The organism is Nonlabens tegetincola (assembly GCF_002954355.1).
Lineage (GTDB): Bacteria > Bacteroidota > Bacteroidia > Flavobacteriales > Flavobacteriaceae > Nonlabens > Nonlabens tegetincola.
The window spans coordinates 251,143-268,781 of record NZ_MQVV01000010.1; the positions used below are offsets into that span (position 1 = coordinate 251,143).

General features: G+C 34.3%; 15 protein-coding genes. 9 read left to right on the forward strand and 6 right to left on the reverse strand.

Annotation, left to right across the window (positions count from 1 at the left end):
* Positions 1-24: 24 nt before the first annotated feature.
* Positions 25-660: a hypothetical protein gene (locus BST93_RS01680; RefSeq protein ID WP_105017850.1), complete on the forward strand. Its 636-nt coding sequence runs from the start codon at positions 25-27 to the stop codon at positions 658-660.
* A gap of 75 nt (positions 661-735) precedes the next feature.
* Here the strand turns inward: BST93_RS01680 and gltX are convergent, their stop codons facing one another.
* Together gltX and BST93_RS01690 are read right to left on the reverse strand one after the other, a co-directional pair.
* Complete coding sequence (gene gltX, locus BST93_RS01685) at positions 736-2,253, reverse strand: glutamate--tRNA ligase (RefSeq protein WP_105017851.1); 1,518 nt, start codon at positions 2,251-2,253, stop codon at positions 736-738.
* A gap of 70 nt (positions 2,254-2,323) precedes the next feature.
* A complete protein-coding gene (locus tag BST93_RS01690) occupies positions 2,324-3,376 on the reverse strand; it encodes an alkane 1-monooxygenase (RefSeq protein ID WP_105017852.1) in 1,053 nt (350 codons plus the stop codon).
* A gap of 171 nt (positions 3,377-3,547) precedes the next feature.
* Here BST93_RS01690 and BST93_RS01695 point away from each other — a divergent pair, with 171 nt between their 5' ends.
* Genes BST93_RS01695 through BST93_RS01710 form a run of 4 tightly spaced genes read left to right on the forward strand, consistent with a single transcriptional unit; the run spans position 3,548 to position 10,171 of the window.
* Positions 3,548-7,003: a coiled-coil domain-containing protein gene (locus BST93_RS01695; protein ID WP_105017853.1), complete on the forward strand. Its 3,456-nt coding sequence runs from the start codon at positions 3,548-3,550 to the stop codon at positions 7,001-7,003.
* Positions 6,996-7,415, forward strand: coding sequence for an rRNA maturation RNase YbeY (gene ybeY, locus BST93_RS01700; RefSeq protein WP_105017854.1), 420 nt, complete (start codon positions 6,996-6,998; stop codon positions 7,413-7,415). Before BST93_RS01695 ends, ybeY begins: the two co-directional genes overlap by 8 nt.
* Before the next feature lie 4 nt (positions 7,416-7,419).
* Positions 7,420-9,291 (forward strand): tRNA uridine-5-carboxymethylaminomethyl(34) synthesis enzyme MnmG, encoded by a 1,872-nt coding sequence (gene mnmG, locus BST93_RS01705; RefSeq protein WP_105017855.1) that lies wholly within the window; start codon positions 7,420-7,422, stop codon positions 9,289-9,291.
* Positions 9,292-9,304: 13 nt separating this feature from the next.
* The gene (locus BST93_RS01710) at positions 9,305-10,171 is read left to right on the forward strand and encodes a class I SAM-dependent methyltransferase (RefSeq protein ID WP_105017856.1); all 867 of its coding nucleotides are present in this window, start codon (positions 9,305-9,307) and stop codon (positions 10,169-10,171) included.
* 128 nt (positions 10,172-10,299) lie between these two features.
* On the opposite strand, the gene BST93_RS01715 is transcribed toward BST93_RS01710, so the two are convergent.
* Together BST93_RS01715 and BST93_RS01720 are read right to left on the reverse strand one after the other, a co-directional pair.
* Positions 10,300-10,578: a hypothetical protein gene (locus tag BST93_RS01715; protein ID WP_105017857.1), complete on the reverse strand. Its 279-nt coding sequence runs from the start codon at positions 10,576-10,578 to the stop codon at positions 10,300-10,302.
* Positions 10,579-10,770: 192 nt separating this feature from the next.
* Positions 10,771-11,898 carry a DNA polymerase III subunit gene (locus tag BST93_RS01720; RefSeq protein ID WP_105017858.1) on the reverse strand — a complete coding sequence of 376 codons (1,128 nt, stop codon included), beginning with the start codon at positions 11,896-11,898 and terminating at the stop codon, positions 10,771-10,773.
* A gap of 91 nt (positions 11,899-11,989) precedes the next feature.
* Between BST93_RS01720 and BST93_RS01725 the strand changes: the two genes are divergently transcribed.
* The 3 genes from BST93_RS01725 to BST93_RS01735 are packed head-to-tail and all read left to right on the forward strand — an operon-like array spanning position 11,990 to position 15,771.
* On the forward strand, positions 11,990-13,171 hold the full coding sequence (locus BST93_RS01725) for a phosphoglycerate kinase (protein WP_105017859.1): 1,182 nt from the start codon (positions 11,990-11,992) through the stop codon (positions 13,169-13,171).
* A 33-nt stretch (positions 13,172-13,204) separates the two neighbouring features.
* The gene (locus tag BST93_RS01730; RefSeq protein WP_258150462.1) at positions 13,205-14,773 is read left to right on the forward strand and encodes a LysM peptidoglycan-binding domain-containing protein; all 1,569 of its coding nucleotides are present in this window, start codon (positions 13,205-13,207) and stop codon (positions 14,771-14,773) included.
* A 17-nt stretch (positions 14,774-14,790) separates the two neighbouring features.
* A complete protein-coding gene (locus BST93_RS01735; RefSeq protein ID WP_085775438.1) occupies positions 14,791-15,771 on the forward strand; it encodes a DUF4837 family protein in 981 nt (326 codons plus the stop codon).
* 75 nt (positions 15,772-15,846) lie between these two features.
* Here BST93_RS01735 and BST93_RS01740 read toward each other — a convergent pair whose 3' ends face one another.
* Positions 15,847-16,041 (reverse strand): Sec-independent protein translocase subunit TatA/TatB, encoded by a 195-nt coding sequence (locus BST93_RS01740; RefSeq protein ID WP_042276756.1) that lies wholly within the window; start codon positions 16,039-16,041, stop codon positions 15,847-15,849.
* Positions 16,042-16,137: 96 nt separating this feature from the next.
* Entirely contained in the window at positions 16,138-16,899 is a 762-nt protein-coding gene (locus BST93_RS01745) for a helix-turn-helix domain-containing protein (protein ID WP_105017861.1), read from the reverse strand.
* 334 nt (positions 16,900-17,233) lie between these two features.
* Here BST93_RS01745 and BST93_RS01750 point away from each other — a divergent pair, with 334 nt between their 5' ends.
* Positions 17,234-17,629, forward strand: a complete 396-nt coding sequence (locus tag BST93_RS01750; RefSeq protein ID WP_060523498.1) for a type III secretion system chaperone family protein — start codon at positions 17,234-17,236, stop codon at positions 17,627-17,629.
* Positions 17,630-17,639: the final 10 nt, after the last annotated feature.

The window sequence follows — 17,639 nt, forward strand, 5'->3', positions numbered from 1 at the left end:
ATGTTTATGTTCTTTGTTACAATTATGAAATACATTCTCCTTTTTTTGGTTTTTATATCTGGATATTACATTCAAGCACAGCGATACACACCTATAAATTATCTAGGGATAGGAGTAGAGGCTACTTCTTACCGTTTGGACATTGATGATCTATCGGTAGATAGTAATTTAGGATACAAATTCGTTCTTGAAACACGTGGTCAAATAAGAGATGATTTTGATTTTATTTATTCATTAGGTGTTTACAATCATAACTTTTCAACTAAAGAACTTTTGACGAATCAAGAAATTGAATTTTCTCAATTAGGAGCAGAGCTTAATTTTCTTTTTGCCTGGAAAATAGCACAGAGCAATCATTTTTCTATTGAATTAGGTCCATCGTTACTATTTAATGGCGATTATAAATTGAAAGATGAATCTGCTTTTGAAAATTCCCAGATAGGATCTTTATCTAATACCATCACCGTGTCTGAATTTCAAAAAAATAATCCATTTAACATTAATGGAGTAATTGGATTTTCTACTGGAGTTACCCATGTTAGATTAATGGCACATTATCATTATGGTTTTCTCAACAATTTATCAGGACAAGATAATCTTGGTAATGATTTAGAAGGTAAGGCCCGTTTTTACACTTTTGGACTGCGATTTTACTTTTAAAATTATTTATAAGAAAAAACGATACTTATTTAAATAAGTATCGTTTTAATCAATAATAAATATTATTTATCTTTTTTATTCTAATATAGATATAGCAGTTTTTAGCCTAGAAATTGTTTCATTTTTACCTATCATAGAGGCTATTTCAAAAACATCTGGACCCATTAGACTACCTACTAAAGAAAGTCGCATAGGCATCATTATTTTACCAAATCCTAGTTCGTTGCTCTTCATCCATCCTTTAATTGAATCACTCAATCCAGATGCGGTATCATCATCAGTTTTTTCAATGACCTCAATTAACTGATTCATTAAATCGCTAGTAGATTCTTTCCAAGCTTTTCTAGCATTTTTCTCATCAAATTCTTTCGGCGCTTCAAAAAAGAACCCTGCAAGTTCAAATAGATCATCTAAAAACACTGCTCTTTCTTTCACTAGACCAACTACTAGATTAACGTAATCCTGTGATCCATAGTTAATATTTTTTGATTGTAACGCTTTCGCGAAAGCGGCACCTATAACAGCATCATCTTGTTCAACAAAATATTGTTGCTGGAACCATTTAGCCTTATCTGGATCAAACTTGGCGCCTGAACTATTTACTTGAGAAAGATCAAATTGTTCTATAAGTTCATCTAGCTTAAATAATTCTTGTTCGGTTCCAGGATTCCAACCTAAAAAGGCTAGCATATTTATAACCGCGCTAGGCAGGTAACCATCTTCTCGGTATCCATTGAAAGTTTCATTTTCCTTATCATCATGCCATTCTAAAGGAAATACAGGAAAACCGAATTTTGCTCCATCTCGTTTACTTAACTTCCCTTTACCAGTTGGTTTAAGTATGAGAGGTAAATGAGCAAAAGATGGAATTTGCCATCCAAAGCTTTCATACAGCAATACGTGTAATGCCATACTAGGTAACCATTCTTCACCGCGTATCACATGTGTGATTTGCATGTTGTGATCATCCACAACATTGGCTAGGTGATAAGTAGGCATACCATCACTTTTAAATAAAATTTTATCGTCTAATAGACTGGTATCTATTTGGATTCCTTTACGTATCTCATCAAATAAACCAAGGTTTTTTATTTGTGGTTTAAACCTTATTACATAGTCCTCACCGTTATCTAGTCGTTGTTGTACTTCTTCTGGTGTAAGTGTAAGTGAGTTGGTAAATTGATCTCGAGTTCTGTGATTGTAGATGAAGTTCTTCTTTTGAGACTCTGCGGTAGCGCGTGCTTCATTCAATTCTTGCGCTGTGTCAAATGCATAATAAGCAGCTCCTTTTTCAATAAGTTCTAGAGCGTATTGTTTATAGGATTCTTTTCTTTCACTTTGTCTATATGGACCAAAGTTACCTTCTTTTCCTATTCCTTCATCAAATGGAATCCCACACCAGTTTAAAGCATCTATGATGTACTGTTCTGCTCCTGGAACATATCTGTTTTGATCGGTATCCTCAATCCTTAGGATAAATGTTCCTTTATGTTTTTTTGCAAATAAGTAATTGAATAATGCGGTTCTCACTCCACCTATGTGAAGTGGTCCAGTCGGGCTAGGGGCAAATCTTACTCTAACTTCTTGACTCATTTTGTATGCAGTTTTATAGGCTGCAAAGATAGTTAGTCTAAAGAGAGTAAATAGTTAGGTTTTAGGTAAATTACTGTGTGGCCAGTTTAACCATTTCATGTGGAACATGTTTATTAACTATAGAAAACCATAACGGTGGAATTGTTGCTATTACCATCATAGTAGGATATCCATAAGGTAATTGTGGACTTATATCGTGATAATCTAATACTTGATACTTTTTACTCGCTCTATAATGATGATCACTATGTCTTGTTAATTCGTATAGTAATATTCTACCTAATGCGTGATTGCTATTCCAACTATGTATCTCTCTAACAACCTCATACCTTCCTGATTTTTTTCTTACTCTTCTTAATCCATAATGTTCTAGATAATTTATTATTTCCAATAATGAAAAACCTACTATTGCAATTGCAATTGCTAGTAGGGTAGTGGACCAGGAAAATACAATACCTACAGTTACCAAATAACTCATTTGAATTAAGGTATACCATAGCATATCGTTTTTTACTGAAAAAATGGAGTAATTATTTACCTGCCTTAGTTTACGTTGTATGCGCCATGCACTTATATATTGTTGAGTTACCGATCTCAACCAAAATTTGTATAAATTTTCATTATATCTAGCTGTTGCAGGATCTTCGGGTGTAGCAGCTTGCAAATGATGGTGATGATTGTGCTCTATATAAAAATGCATATAAAGACTAGGTAACAGCAATATCTTACCTAGAAAGCGTTCCCAACTTTCTTGTCTATGACCTAATTCATGAGCAACATTAATCCCATTACTTCCTGCTACAATACCACAAGATAATATTAATCCAACTACCTCATAAGTAGTTAAAAAAGAATTATTGAAGGTATAAAAAGCATACACTAGCGTACCAAATACGATAGGAACATTAAGCCATAATAACAAATCAAAAAACCTATTAGCAGTTTTAGATTCTTTTTCACTGTCTGATAAATTATTTTTTAATGATGGCATCCATAATTCCAGCAAAGGCACTATTCCAAAAACAACAATCGGTGTTACAAATAACCAATATCCTTTTAGAAATATTCCTAGCACACAGAAAACAGGAATTAGATAGGCAGCTAGGTATTTTAAGTCTTTCATTCTAGTAGGGTTGAGTTTGCCTAAAGTTATAACAAACTTTAATTTTTACAATAGGTCAATATTTGGGCACTATTTATGTATGAAATACGCTAGTAAGTCCACTTATTAAATGGATATGAACAATTTAAGGCTTATTCCTATCTTTACAAGTCTAGATGATGAAAAGGTGCTATGACTAACTTTCAAATAATACAAAAGAAATTAACTCAATTTATTAGTAAGTACTATCGTAATGAATTGATTAGAGGAGTCATTCTTTTTGCTGCTCTTAGTTTGTTGTATTTTCTATTTACTGTGGTAATCGAGCATTTTTTATGGCTTAGTACTGTAGGACGCACCATATTGTTTATTCTATTTGTAATTGTACAATCTTTTTTATTGTTCAAGTTTGTAGGTATTCCTTTAGCTCGTTTATTCAAGCTTTTTAAAGGAATTGATTTTAGGGATGCAAGTACCATTATAGGAACTCATTTCCCTGAGGTATCTGATAAACTTGTAAATGTTTTACAATTACATAAAAATGGAGGTGACGATGAATTGACGTGGGCAAGTATTAATCAAAAAAGTGAAGAACTTAAACCTATACCTTTTTCACTTGCCATTGATTATAAAAAGAACTCCAAGTATTTAAAATATTTAGCTATTCCGCTTGTTATAATTGTAGGACTTTTCTTTACCGGTAATGATGAGGTGATTACAAAAAGCGCATCACGTGTAGCCGATTTTAATAACGAATATATTCCACCTGCTCCTTATTCATTTAAATTACTTAATGATGATTTAAGTACATTACAAAATCAAGATTATAAAATTAATGTTCAAGTTGTAGGTAAGAAATTACCTGAATCTGTTTCCATAAGCTATAAGGGTCAAAATTATTTTATGAATCAAGATAAAAACGGTAACTACAGTTACGTTTTTAAAAGACCTAGTAGTGACATTGATTTTTTCTTTAATGCAAATGAGGTTGCAAGCCCTAGTTATCAACTCAAGGTAGGTGCTGTACCATCTATAGATCAATTCAATATGGTGTGCAGGTTTCCTTCACACATAGGTCGCACTTCTGAAACTATTAAGGGTACAGGAAACGCTCTTTTACCAGAAGGTACTCGCGTGCAATGGATCTTGAATACCAGTAATACTCAAGTAGTAGACTTCATTAATGGTGATGATACTTATAGTTTTAAAAAGCAGGATAATCAGTTCGCTTTCGCGAAAGCGATATCACAACCTACTTCATATGCTATTTCCACCTCTAATTCTAATACTAAAAATTACGAAACACTCAATTTTAAAATCGATGTTGTAAAGGATGAATATCCTGAATTGAAGGTGGAAGAAAAGGTCGATTCTTTAAATGAACAAATAAGATATTATAAAGGTCAGGTTGTGGACGACTACGGCATTAAAAAGATAGTATTGAACTACTATATTCAAGATGATCCCGCAACCGTTAAGAAATTAGTGATAAGTAAAGATAGAGGATCCTATGAAACGTTTTTATATACCTTTCCTCAAGGTCTTGAACTATTAGAAGGTAAACGTTATGAATATTATTTTGAAGCTTTTGATAATGACGTGGTAAATAACTTTAAAAGCGTTAAGTCTCAGGTCTATGGTTATCGAAAAATAACCAATAATGAACAGGAACAACGTGAATTACAAGAGCAAAAGGAATCGTTAGAAAGTATAGAGAAATCCTTAATGGATCAGGAAAAACAGCAGGAAAAACTCAAGGAATTAAGTCGTGAAGCGGTTGAAAAGAAAGATCTAGATTTCAATGACCGCAAAAAACTAGAACAGGTCTTAGATAAGCAGCAGAAGCAGGAACAGTTAATGAATAGACAGTTGGATCGATTAAAAAACAATTTGGAAAAATCCATAAGAGAAGAATCAGAAGAAAAGGAGGCGCTAAAAGAAAGAATGGAACAAAGTGCCGATCAAATTAAGAAGAATGAAGAACTCTTAAAAAAGATCCAAGAGTACAAGGACAAGATGCCGCCTGCTGAGCTAAAGGAACAATTAGATAAGGCACAACGCAACTCAAAACAACAGCAACGTAGTCTTGAACAATTATTAGAGTTAACTAAAAGATTTTATGTCAAGGAGAAATTCAAGCAATTAGCCAAAGATTTATCTCAAATAGCCTTAAAGCAGAAGAAGGCTGCAGATGTTGAATCTTCAGAACAAGAACAAGATAGTTTAAATAAAGAATTCCAAGAATGGAGAAAGGAACTCGAGGAACTTGAGAAGGAAAATACTAATCTTAAACGTCCACATAAGTTAGAGTTTGATCCACCACAAGCTGATGAGATCGAGCAGGATCAAAACGATGCTAAAGAAAATATTGAATCTAAAGAGTCTCAAAAGGCATCATCCAAACAACGTAGTGCTGCAGATAAGATGAAACGACTATCTCAACAAATGGGCAATCAAATGCGCAGCATGGAAAAGGATCAAATGATGGAGGATGCGGAAACCTTAAGACAAATTCTAGATAATTTGATAGGTTATAGTCTGGAGCAGGAAGCTTTAATGGACCAAGTTTCATTGATAAATAGAAATAGCCCAAGCTTTGGAAAAAAATTAATCATGCAAAAAAAGTTAGAATACACCTTTGAGCATGTAGATGATTCTTTGTTTGCTTTAAGTAGCCGTAATCCGAAGGTTGGTGAAGAAATAAATTCTGTTATCACCGATATTCATTATGGTATAGATACAAGTATGGAGCAATTGGCAGAGTTCAAAATAGAGCGCAGTTTAATGGCGCAACAAGAGGCGTTTTCAGGTGCCAATAAATTAAGCGCTATGTTAAGTGATGCCATGGATAATATGAATGCTTCTGGATCAAGTGGTCCTGGACAACCAAGTCCTGGTGAAGGCGGTGCTGGTTTTCAACTTCAGGACATTATACAGAAACAAGAAAGCTTAAGTAGAAAAGGTAAAGGAGATAAATTAGGAAAACAAGGTCAACAAGGACAACAAGGTCAGCAAGGTCAATCGGGCAATGCTGGTGAAAATGGTCAAAGCGGTCAAAGCGGTCAATCTGGTAGTGGTGGTGAGCAAGGTGAAAATGGTCAGTCTGGTAATGGTGGTGAGGACGGTCAAAGTGGTGAATCTGGCGGAACAGGTGGTTCGTCAGGTAATGGATCTGGTGGTGCTTCCGGTCAATCTGGTAAAGATTCAAATACGGGCGAATCTGGTTATCGGGAGTCTGAGTCTGAAGCAGAACGCATTTATGACATATATAAAAAGCAAAAGGAGCTTAGGGATCAATTAGAAAACATGATTGAAAATAGTGGTATTAAATCCAAGGTAGAATCCATTACCGATAATATGAAAGCGGTCGAGCGTAAGCTGTTGGATCAGGGTTTTGATAGAGAGGTCGAGGATCTTATGCTACGAATTCAGCACGACTTATTAAAATTAAAGGATGCTGGATTATTACAAGGAAAACAAGAAGAACGTAAGAGTACTACAAATCGTAATAGTTTTAATAATGAGACTAATAATAAGCTTCCAGATGCCAGCAACTATTTCAATAATAAGGAGATATTAAACAGACAAGTATTACCTTTGCAGCCGCTTTTTAAGAACCGAGTTAAAGAGTATTTTAAGAATGATTAGTTTTCACTATCAGAATGATTTTGAACCTTTGAATAACGTAGTGTATAATAAATGGCTCTCAGCCGTTATCGCTTCTGAAAACAAAGCGTTAGATAAAATTGATTTTGTTTTTTGTAGCGATGATTATCTGCATGAAATGAACAAGCAATACCTGGATCATGATACTTTTACCGATATAATAACTTTTGATTATTGTGAGGAAAATAGATTATCAGGTGAAATATACATAAGCACTGATCGAGTTGCCGATAATGCTCAAGTTTTTAATGTGAACTTTGAGCAAGAATTGCACCGCGTTTTGGTTCATGGAATTCTGCATTTATGTGGTTACAAGGATAAGTCACCGCAGGAAATTGATTTGATGCGTTCAAAAGAAGAAGAAAAAATGAATATGTTTCACGTGAAACATTGATGTTATGTTAGGACAAGAATATGATGTAATAGTTGTAGGTGCTGGACACGCTGGAAGCGAGGCCGCAGCTGCTGCCGCAAATATGGGAGCAAGTACTTTACTTGTAACCATGAATCTTCAAACAATAGGGCAGATGTCTTGCAACCCTGCTATGGGTGGTATCGCAAAAGGTCAAATTGTTAGAGAAATTGATGCTTTAGGTGGTTTAAGTGGTATCGTTAGCGATAAAAGTGCTATACAGTTTAAAATGCTTAATCAATCTAAAGGACCTGCAATGTGGTCGCCGAGAACTCAGAACGATAGAATGCGTTTTGCAGAAGAATGGAGATTACAATTGGAAGCTATTCCTAATCTAGACTTTTACCAAGAAATGGTATCGGGTCTTATTATAGAAGGAGATAAAGTGGTTGGTGTTAGAACCTCTTTAGGTCTCGAGTTGCGATCAAAAAGTGTGGTATTAACTAATGGAACCTTTTTAAATGGTTTAATTCATATAGGTGAAAAACAATTTGGAGGTGGTCGTGCAGGTGAACGGGCTGCTACTGGAATAACACAGGATTTGGTTGATCTAGGTTTTGAAGCAGGTAGGATGAAAACAGGAACTCCACCTCGTGTTGATGGGCGTAGTCTGGATTACTCAAAAATGATAGTTCATCCAGGTGATGACATTACAGGTACTTTTAGTTACTCAGATAAGACTACACCTTTGACTAAACAAAGGGATTGTTATATGACTTATACAAGTCCAGAGGTTCATAATTTGTTACGTGAAGGTTTTGATCGTAGTCCTATGTTCAATGGTAGAATTCAAAGTATAGGTCCTCGTTATTGTCCATCTATTGAAGATAAAATTGATCGTTTTGCCGATAAGGACAGACATCAAATTTTTGTTGAGCCAGAAGGTTGGGATACGGTTGAGGTCTATGTAAATGGTTTCAGTACCAGTTTACCTGAAGATGTTCAGTTTAAAGCGCTGCGTTCAGTTGCAGGTTTTGAAAATGTTAAGTTCTTTAGACCAGGATATGCAATTGAGTATGATTACTTTCCACCTACTCAATTAAAACATACCTTGGAAACCAAAATCGTAAATAATCTATACTTTGCTGGTCAAATTAATGGAACCACCGGTTATGAAGAAGCTGCAAGCCAAGGATTAATGGCTGGTATTAATGCGGTTTTAAAGATTCGTGAGGAAGAGGCGTTTGTGCTTAATCGTGACGAGGCGTATATAGGTGTTTTAGTAGATGATCTGATCACAAAAGGAACTGAAGAACCTTATAGGATGTTTACTTCAAGAGCTGAATATAGAACACTATTACGCCAGGATAATGCAGATTTACGTTTAACTCCTCTTGCTTATAAACTTGGAATAGTTAAGGACGATGCAATGCGTAGGGTAGAAGAGAAGCAAGCGAAGTCTAAACAAATGATTGATTTTCTTGAAAACACCAGTTATAACTTTCAAGAAATGAACGAAATTCTGGTGGAGAAAGGTTCTGCGCCAGTGAAGCAAAATGGGAAGTTATATAAAGTTTTTTCTAGACCTCAAATTGATTTAAGTGATATGTTGCGTGTTAATGAGGTTGCTAGCTTTATTGAAAAAAACGATATTAATAAGGATGTTCTTGAACAAGTGGAAGTTCACGTTAAATATGCTGGTTACATAGAGAAGGAAAAAAACAATGCAGACAAGCTTCATAGATTGGAAAATATAAGAATTCCTGAAAACTATGATTACTCTCAAATTAAATCTTTGAGTTACGAGGCTAAAGAGAAATTGACTAAAATTAAACCTGTTACTGTATCCCAGGCTTCTCGTATTTCGGGTGTATCACCTAGTGATATTTCTGTGCTGTTAGTACATATGGGAAGATAGTTTCACGTGAAACATGATAGATTTTAACTTCAATAAATCAGTTTTAAGAACTAAGGATTATTTCTTTTCTAAAGAAAAATTTGAACTTTTTAAAGATGATACCACTGGTATTTTAAAAACGGTACCTCAACCTAAAGAGTTGTCGAAATATTATGAATCTGAAGATTATTATTCTCATGGTAATAATAAAGAATCCTTTTTTTCCAAGATTTATAATGTCGTTAAGAGAAGAAATATTCAAACAAAAACTCGATTAATAACCAACGTTATTAATGAACATTTTGGCTCTTCTACAAACATTAAAGTTTGTGATGTAGGTGCAGGCTCTGGTGAATTGGTTCAATCATTAATTGATAATAACATCTCTGCTTGTGGCGTTGAACCTTCTAAAAAGGCTAGAGATTTTGCGAAACAAAATTTTAGTTTAGAATTACAACCTGATAGTTCAATTTATGAAGAAAATTATTTTGATGTAATTACCATGTATCATGTTCTAGAACATGTTCCCAATTTGTCACAACAGATATTAGAATTAGTAAGATTATTAAAACCTGATGGAATTTTAATTTTGGCTTTACCTAATTATCAATGTTTAGATGCTAGGGTTTTTAAGGAACATTGGGCAGCTTACGATGTTCCTCGTCACACTTTCCATTTTTCAAAACATTCTGTAGAAATATTATTTAAAAGCAAATTCCGATTAGTAAATACAATTCCTATGTGGTGGGATAGTTTTTACGTTTCAATATTATCTGCTAGATATAAAAAATGGCCTATACCTTTTATTTCAGGTACACTGGTAGGATTTATTTCTAATTTGTCCTGTTTAATTACAAAGCAAGCCTCTTCACATCAATTTATACTTAAAAAATTCAAATAAGCACATTTTACAGAGCCTTTTTTAAGTTACCTTACCCATGGCATGTGAAGGAAATAAAGTTTCTTAAATCGCTTAATTCAAAGCCGTTTTCAATAAAGTCTATTTATGATTTTTAATTTTAGCATAGTTTATGCTAATGAAACCCATAATAGGCCTAAACTCGTTATCCCAAAGTAAATGGCTGTTCTAGAAGCGCCTTCGTAATCTCTAATGATTCTTAATCCTATTAGTAGGATAATAAATACTAATGATGATCCTATGAAAGTATATTTTGCAAAATCTAGAGTACCAGAAGAGTAAATTTTATAAAGAGCAAATAGGGCTAAGGTAGCAATTAACACCTCGGCCAGTAATATAAAGATGGTAATTACCTTTACTAATAGTTCTCCAAAATATTTAGAGTACATATTGAGAAAGTCAAGCAAAGTTTCTTCCCATCTGTAGACTTTTTCATATGCAGAAATACAAAAAGTTACGAGTATAAAAATCAGTAGTAAAACTATTCCTGTGTTGTCCAATCAAATAATATTCTTTTTGCAAGTATAAGTAATTTTAATCTTGTGAAAACAAAAGACTTAAACTGTGTCGTTAACAAAATATTAAGAAGGGCCGTGTAAAATACGCGTCATACCTATAGCAAGATCCGTAAGAATAACCTTTCCATTTCCATTTCTTTGAATATGATAAAGTGAAGTTTCAATTTGTTCTTGGACCGCAATCATTCTGTTTCCAGTAATAAAAGGAGCAAATTTCTTAAGGTCAAATCCAGTTTTTGGATTCAAATACACGATACGATCTGCCTTATAATTTAAAAGCATCGCTTGTCTAAAAAATTCAATAGCATAATTTAAAAAGCGTTGTTGCTTTTCTCTATTTAAAGAGGAAATTGCAGTAGCCCAATTTATCAGTTCTGTGATAGCGCTAGGTTTGGTCTTTGCTTGGTAAGCGGTTCTTACCCATTTAATCAAAAGCTCTTCAAATTCATTGTCCTCTGAAATATTAGATGCTAATTCAAGTGCTTTAAAGAAATCACCATTTGCTTGTCTAGCAATAGCTGTAGATTCATTTTCGTTTAAAGAATTCTGTAGTTGTAAGCCAGTAGTGATTACAGATACTGGCAATTTTGGAACTTCAATTACCTGACACCTGCTTATTATAGTGTTAAGCATGCGATCAGTATTTTCTGCAACCAGCAGGATTACTGTATTTTTAGGAGGTTCCTCTATTAGCTTCAATAATTTATTTGCAGCTTCAGAATTCATTCTGTCTGCTTGCCACATGATTAACACCTTATAACCACCTTCATAGGATTTAAGACTCAACTTTTTCATTATAAGTTCGCCTTCACCTACCTTAATCTCAATATTTTTCTTCTCAAGATCAACGTATTTTGCCCAGGCACTTATATTGCCATAAGGATGTTCTTTTACAAATGATCTAAATGATTTTAAATAATCATCACTAGTGGCCTTACTACCAGTTTCTTTGGTACTTGCGCTAGGAAATGAAAAATGCAAATCTGGATGAGCTAGTTGATCCATTTGAATATGGCAACTATCAGGATTTTTTTGACATAATATGGCTCTAGCATAAAAGATCGCTAGTGGTAGGGTACCGCTGCCTGATGGCCCTACAAATAACTGTGCATGAGCAATACGCCCGTTTTCAACAGTACTTAATAAATGCTTTTTAATGTGCTCTAGTCCTAGGATAGATTCCTTCCTCATAATGCAAATATAAAGTTTAACGGCATCTATAAATTTATCTCTCAGATTATCCCTTTATATTTGTTTTTTTACAACATACTTACCATCGAATATGACAATTAACGATATCAATTTCAAAGACAAAAAGGCTCTAGTAAGAGTAGATTTCAATGTTCCGTTAGACGACAATCTTAATGTAACCGATACCACTCGTATTGAGGCAGCAAAAGACACTATTATTCATGTGCTAGAAAATGACGGTGCTGTGATTTTAATGTCACACCTAGGACGTCCTAAAAATAATGAGAATGAATTTTCTTTAAAACATGTTGTAGAAAAAGCTAGCGACATTTTGGGAGTCCAGGTCAAATTTGCCGAGGATTGTGTAGGGCAAAGTGCTATTCAAGCTGCTCAAGACCTTCAAAGCGGCGAGGTTCTTTTATTAGAAAATTTGAGATATCATGACGAGGAGAAAGCTGGTGATTCCGCTTTCGCGAAAGCGCTATCTCAATTAGGCGATGTGTACATTAACGATGCATTTGGAACAGCTCATAGAGCACATGCTAGTACCGCTATAATTGCACAGTTTTTTGAGGAGAAATGCTTTGGTTTTTTAATGAATCGTGAAATTGAAAACCTCAATAAAGTATTAGAAACCCCAGAAAGACCATTGCTAGCAATATTAGGCGGTGCCAAGGTGTCTTCAAAAATTACAGTGATAGAAAATATTTTACAAAAAGTAGATCATTTGATAATCGCTGGTGGAATGGCTTATACCTTTATAAAAGCCCAAGGAGGAAAAATTGGAAATTCATTGGTTGAGGACGATAAGCAAGAACTAGCTCTTGAAATTCTTAAAAAAGCACAAGAACACAATACACAAATTCATTTACCAGTGGATGTTTTAATGGCTGACGATTTCAGTGAAACAGCTAATAGAAAAGAGGCTGCCATTGATCAAATACCCGATGGTTGGATGGGATTAGACATAGGTGAAAAAACACAACAGCAATTCCATGATTTAATACAGAAAGCACAAACTATATTGTGGAACGGTCCTGCTGGAGTATTTGAAATGCAAGCCTTTGCTCAAGGGACCAAAGCACTAGGTGATGCTATTGCAGTAGCTACTAAAAACGGTGCATTTTCTCTTGTTGGTGGTGGTGATTCTGTTGCTGCAGTTAAACAATTTGGCTATGCCGATAAGGTGAGTTATGTATCAACAGGTGGTGGCGCTATGTTAGAATTACTAGAAGGTAAAACATTACCTGGTATCGCTGCTATAGTAGACTAGTGACTGTGGCAAGAATCTTGAATTAAAATCTATATGCGATCTAGAATATTAGGAACTTGTTTATCCATCATAGGGATGGTTATTTTACATGCACAGCAACCAGATTCGGTTGCTGTGAAAAGCAAGGTGTTTACCTATGAAGAATACAAACAAAAACAAAGCGTAAAAGATTCCCTTAAAACAGACTCTCTTAAAGTAGAATCAACCACAGTAACCAATACTGTTATTCCTATTCTTGAGGTAGAAGATGGATCTGGATTAAAGGAATATCCTGAGGTAGATGAGTTTGATGAGAATTTATTAGAAGAATTGTACAACAATGATTTGTACGATTATATGTATGATGATTTTGTAAATCTGGATGATGCAGCTATCGTTAAACAAGTAGTACCTACCGACACTCTAAAAGCAAGATTAAAACGCATTAATGCTACAACACCTTTTAACATAGAATATAATCCTATACTGGAAAAGCTTATCAATAAAAAGCTTAGTTATAGACGAGTTTATCTGGAGCGATTAATGACTTTAAGCGACTATTACTTTCCTATGTTTGAGGAGCAGCTGGATCAATATGACATACCATTGGAGATGAAGTACCTTGCAGTGGTAGAAAGTGCACTAGATGCCAAGGCAAAAAGTAGAGTAGGAGCTACTGGAATGTGGCAATTTATGTTTGCTACAGGGCGCAATTATGGACTTGAGGTAAATAGTTACGTTGATGAGCGCATGGATCCAGAAAAAGCTACCGTTGCAGCTTGTAAATTTTTACGTAGCTTGTATAATATCTATGGTGACTGGGACTTAGCTTTGGCTGCCTATAATTCTGGACCAGGTAATGTTAACAAGGCAATAAGACGTAGCGGCGGATATAGAAATTACTGGAATTTACGTCCCTATCTTCCACGTGAAACAGCTGGATATGTTCCAGCATTTCAAGCGATGTTATATCTGTTTACCTATGCCAGCGAGCACGGTTTTAAACCATTACAAAATGAACACAGATCTATAGTTACAGATTCTGTTCAGGTTAAAAAGATGATTGCTCTAGAACACGTGGCACAGTTCACAGATCAAGATATTGAAGTAGTTCAATTTCACAATCCTAGCTATAAATTGGATCTCATTCCCGTGGTTGAAGGACGTAAGTATTATTTAAGATTACCACTTAAAGCGATGTCTAAATTTGTGAGTAATGAGGATAGTGTTTACGCTTTCGCGAAAGCGGAATTTGATAAAAGAGAAAAACCATTACCTGAATTACTAAAGGCAGAAAGTCGTGTGGTTTATCGAGTCAAAAGTGGCGATTACCTAGGTAAAATTGCCAATAAGTATGGTGTGAGTGTGAGTAAATTGAAAAGATGGAATAATTTAAGATCTTCTAAATTACGGATAGGACAAAAATTATATATCCATCCTAGACGACCAGTTGCTACTATACCGGTCTCTCAGAACAATACCTCGACTACTCATAAAGTGAAAAGTGGAGATAGTTTGTGGACAATTGCTAGAAAATATGGTACTTCGGTACGCAATTTGAAGAAGCTTAATCCAGATAAAACCGAGAACTTAAAACCAGGTATGGTTCTTAAGTTGAAATAATCAAAAACCTACTCCCGATGAAAAAATTTATATTCACTATATGTACTGCATTATTACTACTGTCTTGTGACGATCAACCTGTTACTGTTCAAGATAGTATGGGCCAACTCAATAAAATAATGGTTGTTATTGAAAATGAAGATTGGGATGGACAAGTAGGTGATACAATACGCAATGTGCTAGCACAATCTGTCGTAGGTATTGTAAGAGATGAACCTCTATTTACTTTGAATCACGTAAAACCTAGGAGTTTTAAAGGCGCTATTCAAAAATCACGTAATTTTTTACAGATCAAGAAATCCGATAGTGTAAAAGTAAGTGTTAAGGAAAACCCGTATGCAAATCCTCAATTGGGAATTATTGTAAGTGGTCCAAATCCTGATGCTGTGGCACAAGCTGTTTACGATAATCAAAATGATATCATTAAACTATTTACTAAAAGTGAGGTTAGCTACAAAAAAGGTTTAATGGATAAGGTAGCGCTTAATGTAGACCGAATTAAAAAGCGTTTTGGTATTGATCTTACTGTGCCTAGAGCTTATAGATATGCAGCGGTAAATGACCCTGATTTTGTATGGTTGCGTCGTAATATTCCCGAAGGCACAATGGACCTTATGATTTACGAGGTTGACCGATCATTAATCACTCGTGATTCAAATACTGTATCACAAATTATAAAGGTTCGTGACAGTATAGGCGGTTTAAAAATTCCAGTGGATGAAGGTGGTGTTTTTCAAACGGAACCTATATTCACTCCGTCGTTATTTGAAAGCGAGGTGGCTGGTGCTTTTGCCTTTGAAACTAGAGGTACTTGGGAAGTGAAAAATATGTTTATGGCAGGACCGTTCATAAACTACGCAGTGTATAATAAAGAACGTGACAACTGGCTTATTTTAGAAGGTTATGTGAGCGCACCAAATGCAGATAAGCGCAATTACCTTTTTGAGATAGAAGCTATTTTAAGGAGTGCTAGTTTTGTAGCCGCTCCTAGCGAATAGGCACTAATGGTAAAGATTAAAAAAACCGCTTAGAAACTTTCTAAGCGGTTTTTTTATTTTATAAGAAGGATAGAACTAGCTGTTAAGGCTGTTATTATTATCTTCTTTTTTTTCATCATCTTTTGTAGCGTCTTTAAACTCCTTAATTCCACCACCTAGACCTCTCATTAATTCAGGTATTTTTTTACCACCAAAAATTAATAAAACAACCAGCGCAATTAATACGAACTGCCATGGTCCAAACATTCCTAAGAAAATACTAGCTAACATTGCTTTTAATTTTAAAATACAAAGATACAATTCTACGTGGTTATAGACGCTTTTATACTGTTATAGTTTAAAGATTAAGTGTTAAACCCTTCTCATTTAAAGAGAATCATGATTTTTAATGGCTTTTAATTGAGCTTCAATTAAGGCAAGTTTATCCTCAAAACTATCGGTTAATTCAGGCACACGTCTAAAAAATACATAACGCACTCGCCACAATTGTTTAATTTCTTTCATGGTAACTTTAATATCATCAATATTTTTATGATCTGCTCTTAAAACTATTCCGTTTTCAGTTGTGTATAGTCTACGTAAGATAATGTGATCATTGATCAAGGCAAAAACAACAGTACCGTTATTTAGTTTCTGGATCACCTTATGGGGTACTAATTCACCAATTACAATATCCTTTGGATAAAATCCCTTATCATGACTGGTCATTTCTAGATTGTTTACAGTAAAGCCTCTAAATGTTTTTTCAGTATTTATAGGAAGAGATAAACTAGGCATGTCTTTTACAAAAAACTCATTATCAAAATGAGCTATGTAATCCTGATAGTTTTTTGCGGTAATACAAGGTACAGTGGCAAAGTGTTCCTTTTCTAGATCTTCTGGGTCTAGAGTAATATTGTCATTGAATCTTAATAATTGATTCACTGTTAATTCTGAGGTAAGTAAATCATCTATAGAAATGCTAAAATAATTAGCAACCTTAATTATTGTTTCAATTTTCGGTTCGCTTCTACCTTCTTCATAGGCACCTAAAGTGCCTCTTTTTAAGTTAAATAGGTCTGCAAATGCTTGTTGACTTAAGCTCTTGACTCCTCTAATTTTTTTAATGTTTTTACCGAAAAAAGACATAAATTGCTAATTTTATTTGCAAGATTAAATTTTTATTGTATCTTTACGCTATCAAAATTAGCAATTACCAATCAATTAAGCTAATATTTTGAGTAAAAATTGCTATGAAAGGAATTATTAAGGGTCTAACCAGCCCAGTTCCTTTCTTTAAAAATTGTTTAACCAAAAACTATAACCATGATTAACCTAGTAGTATTTGTAATCGAACTGGCCGCTAGAATTTTTCTAGCATGACAAGGTCTTTTTTTGTAATATTATCGTTATTCAAAACAGTGTTTTTTTATGCGGTAATTAAAAGAAGAATTACTTTAAATTAAAATAGACCAAAAGAAAAATGAACGACCATTACCAAAAAATCAAAGAATACCTTCAACAACTAGATTTTGATATTACTCGAGAGAATCCATCTTCTGGAATTCTTGTAATTGAAAAAGAAGATGTAGGTATCAAAAATCTTATCATGGGTATTGCACCACCTATTCTTATAATGGAGCAATACATTTTTAAAATAAATAACCATAGAGATGAGGTTTTTAAAAGTTTACTACAAAAAAATCGCGATATTATTCATGGTGCTTTTGTGCTAGACGAAACTGGTACCAAGGTGATTTTTAGAGACACCTTACAAATTGAAAATTTAGACCTGAATGAGTTAGAAGGATCGCTTAACTCACTCAGCTTACTGTTAAGTGAATACAGCGACCAGATAATTACTTTTTCAAAGTATTAAAAAACATTGT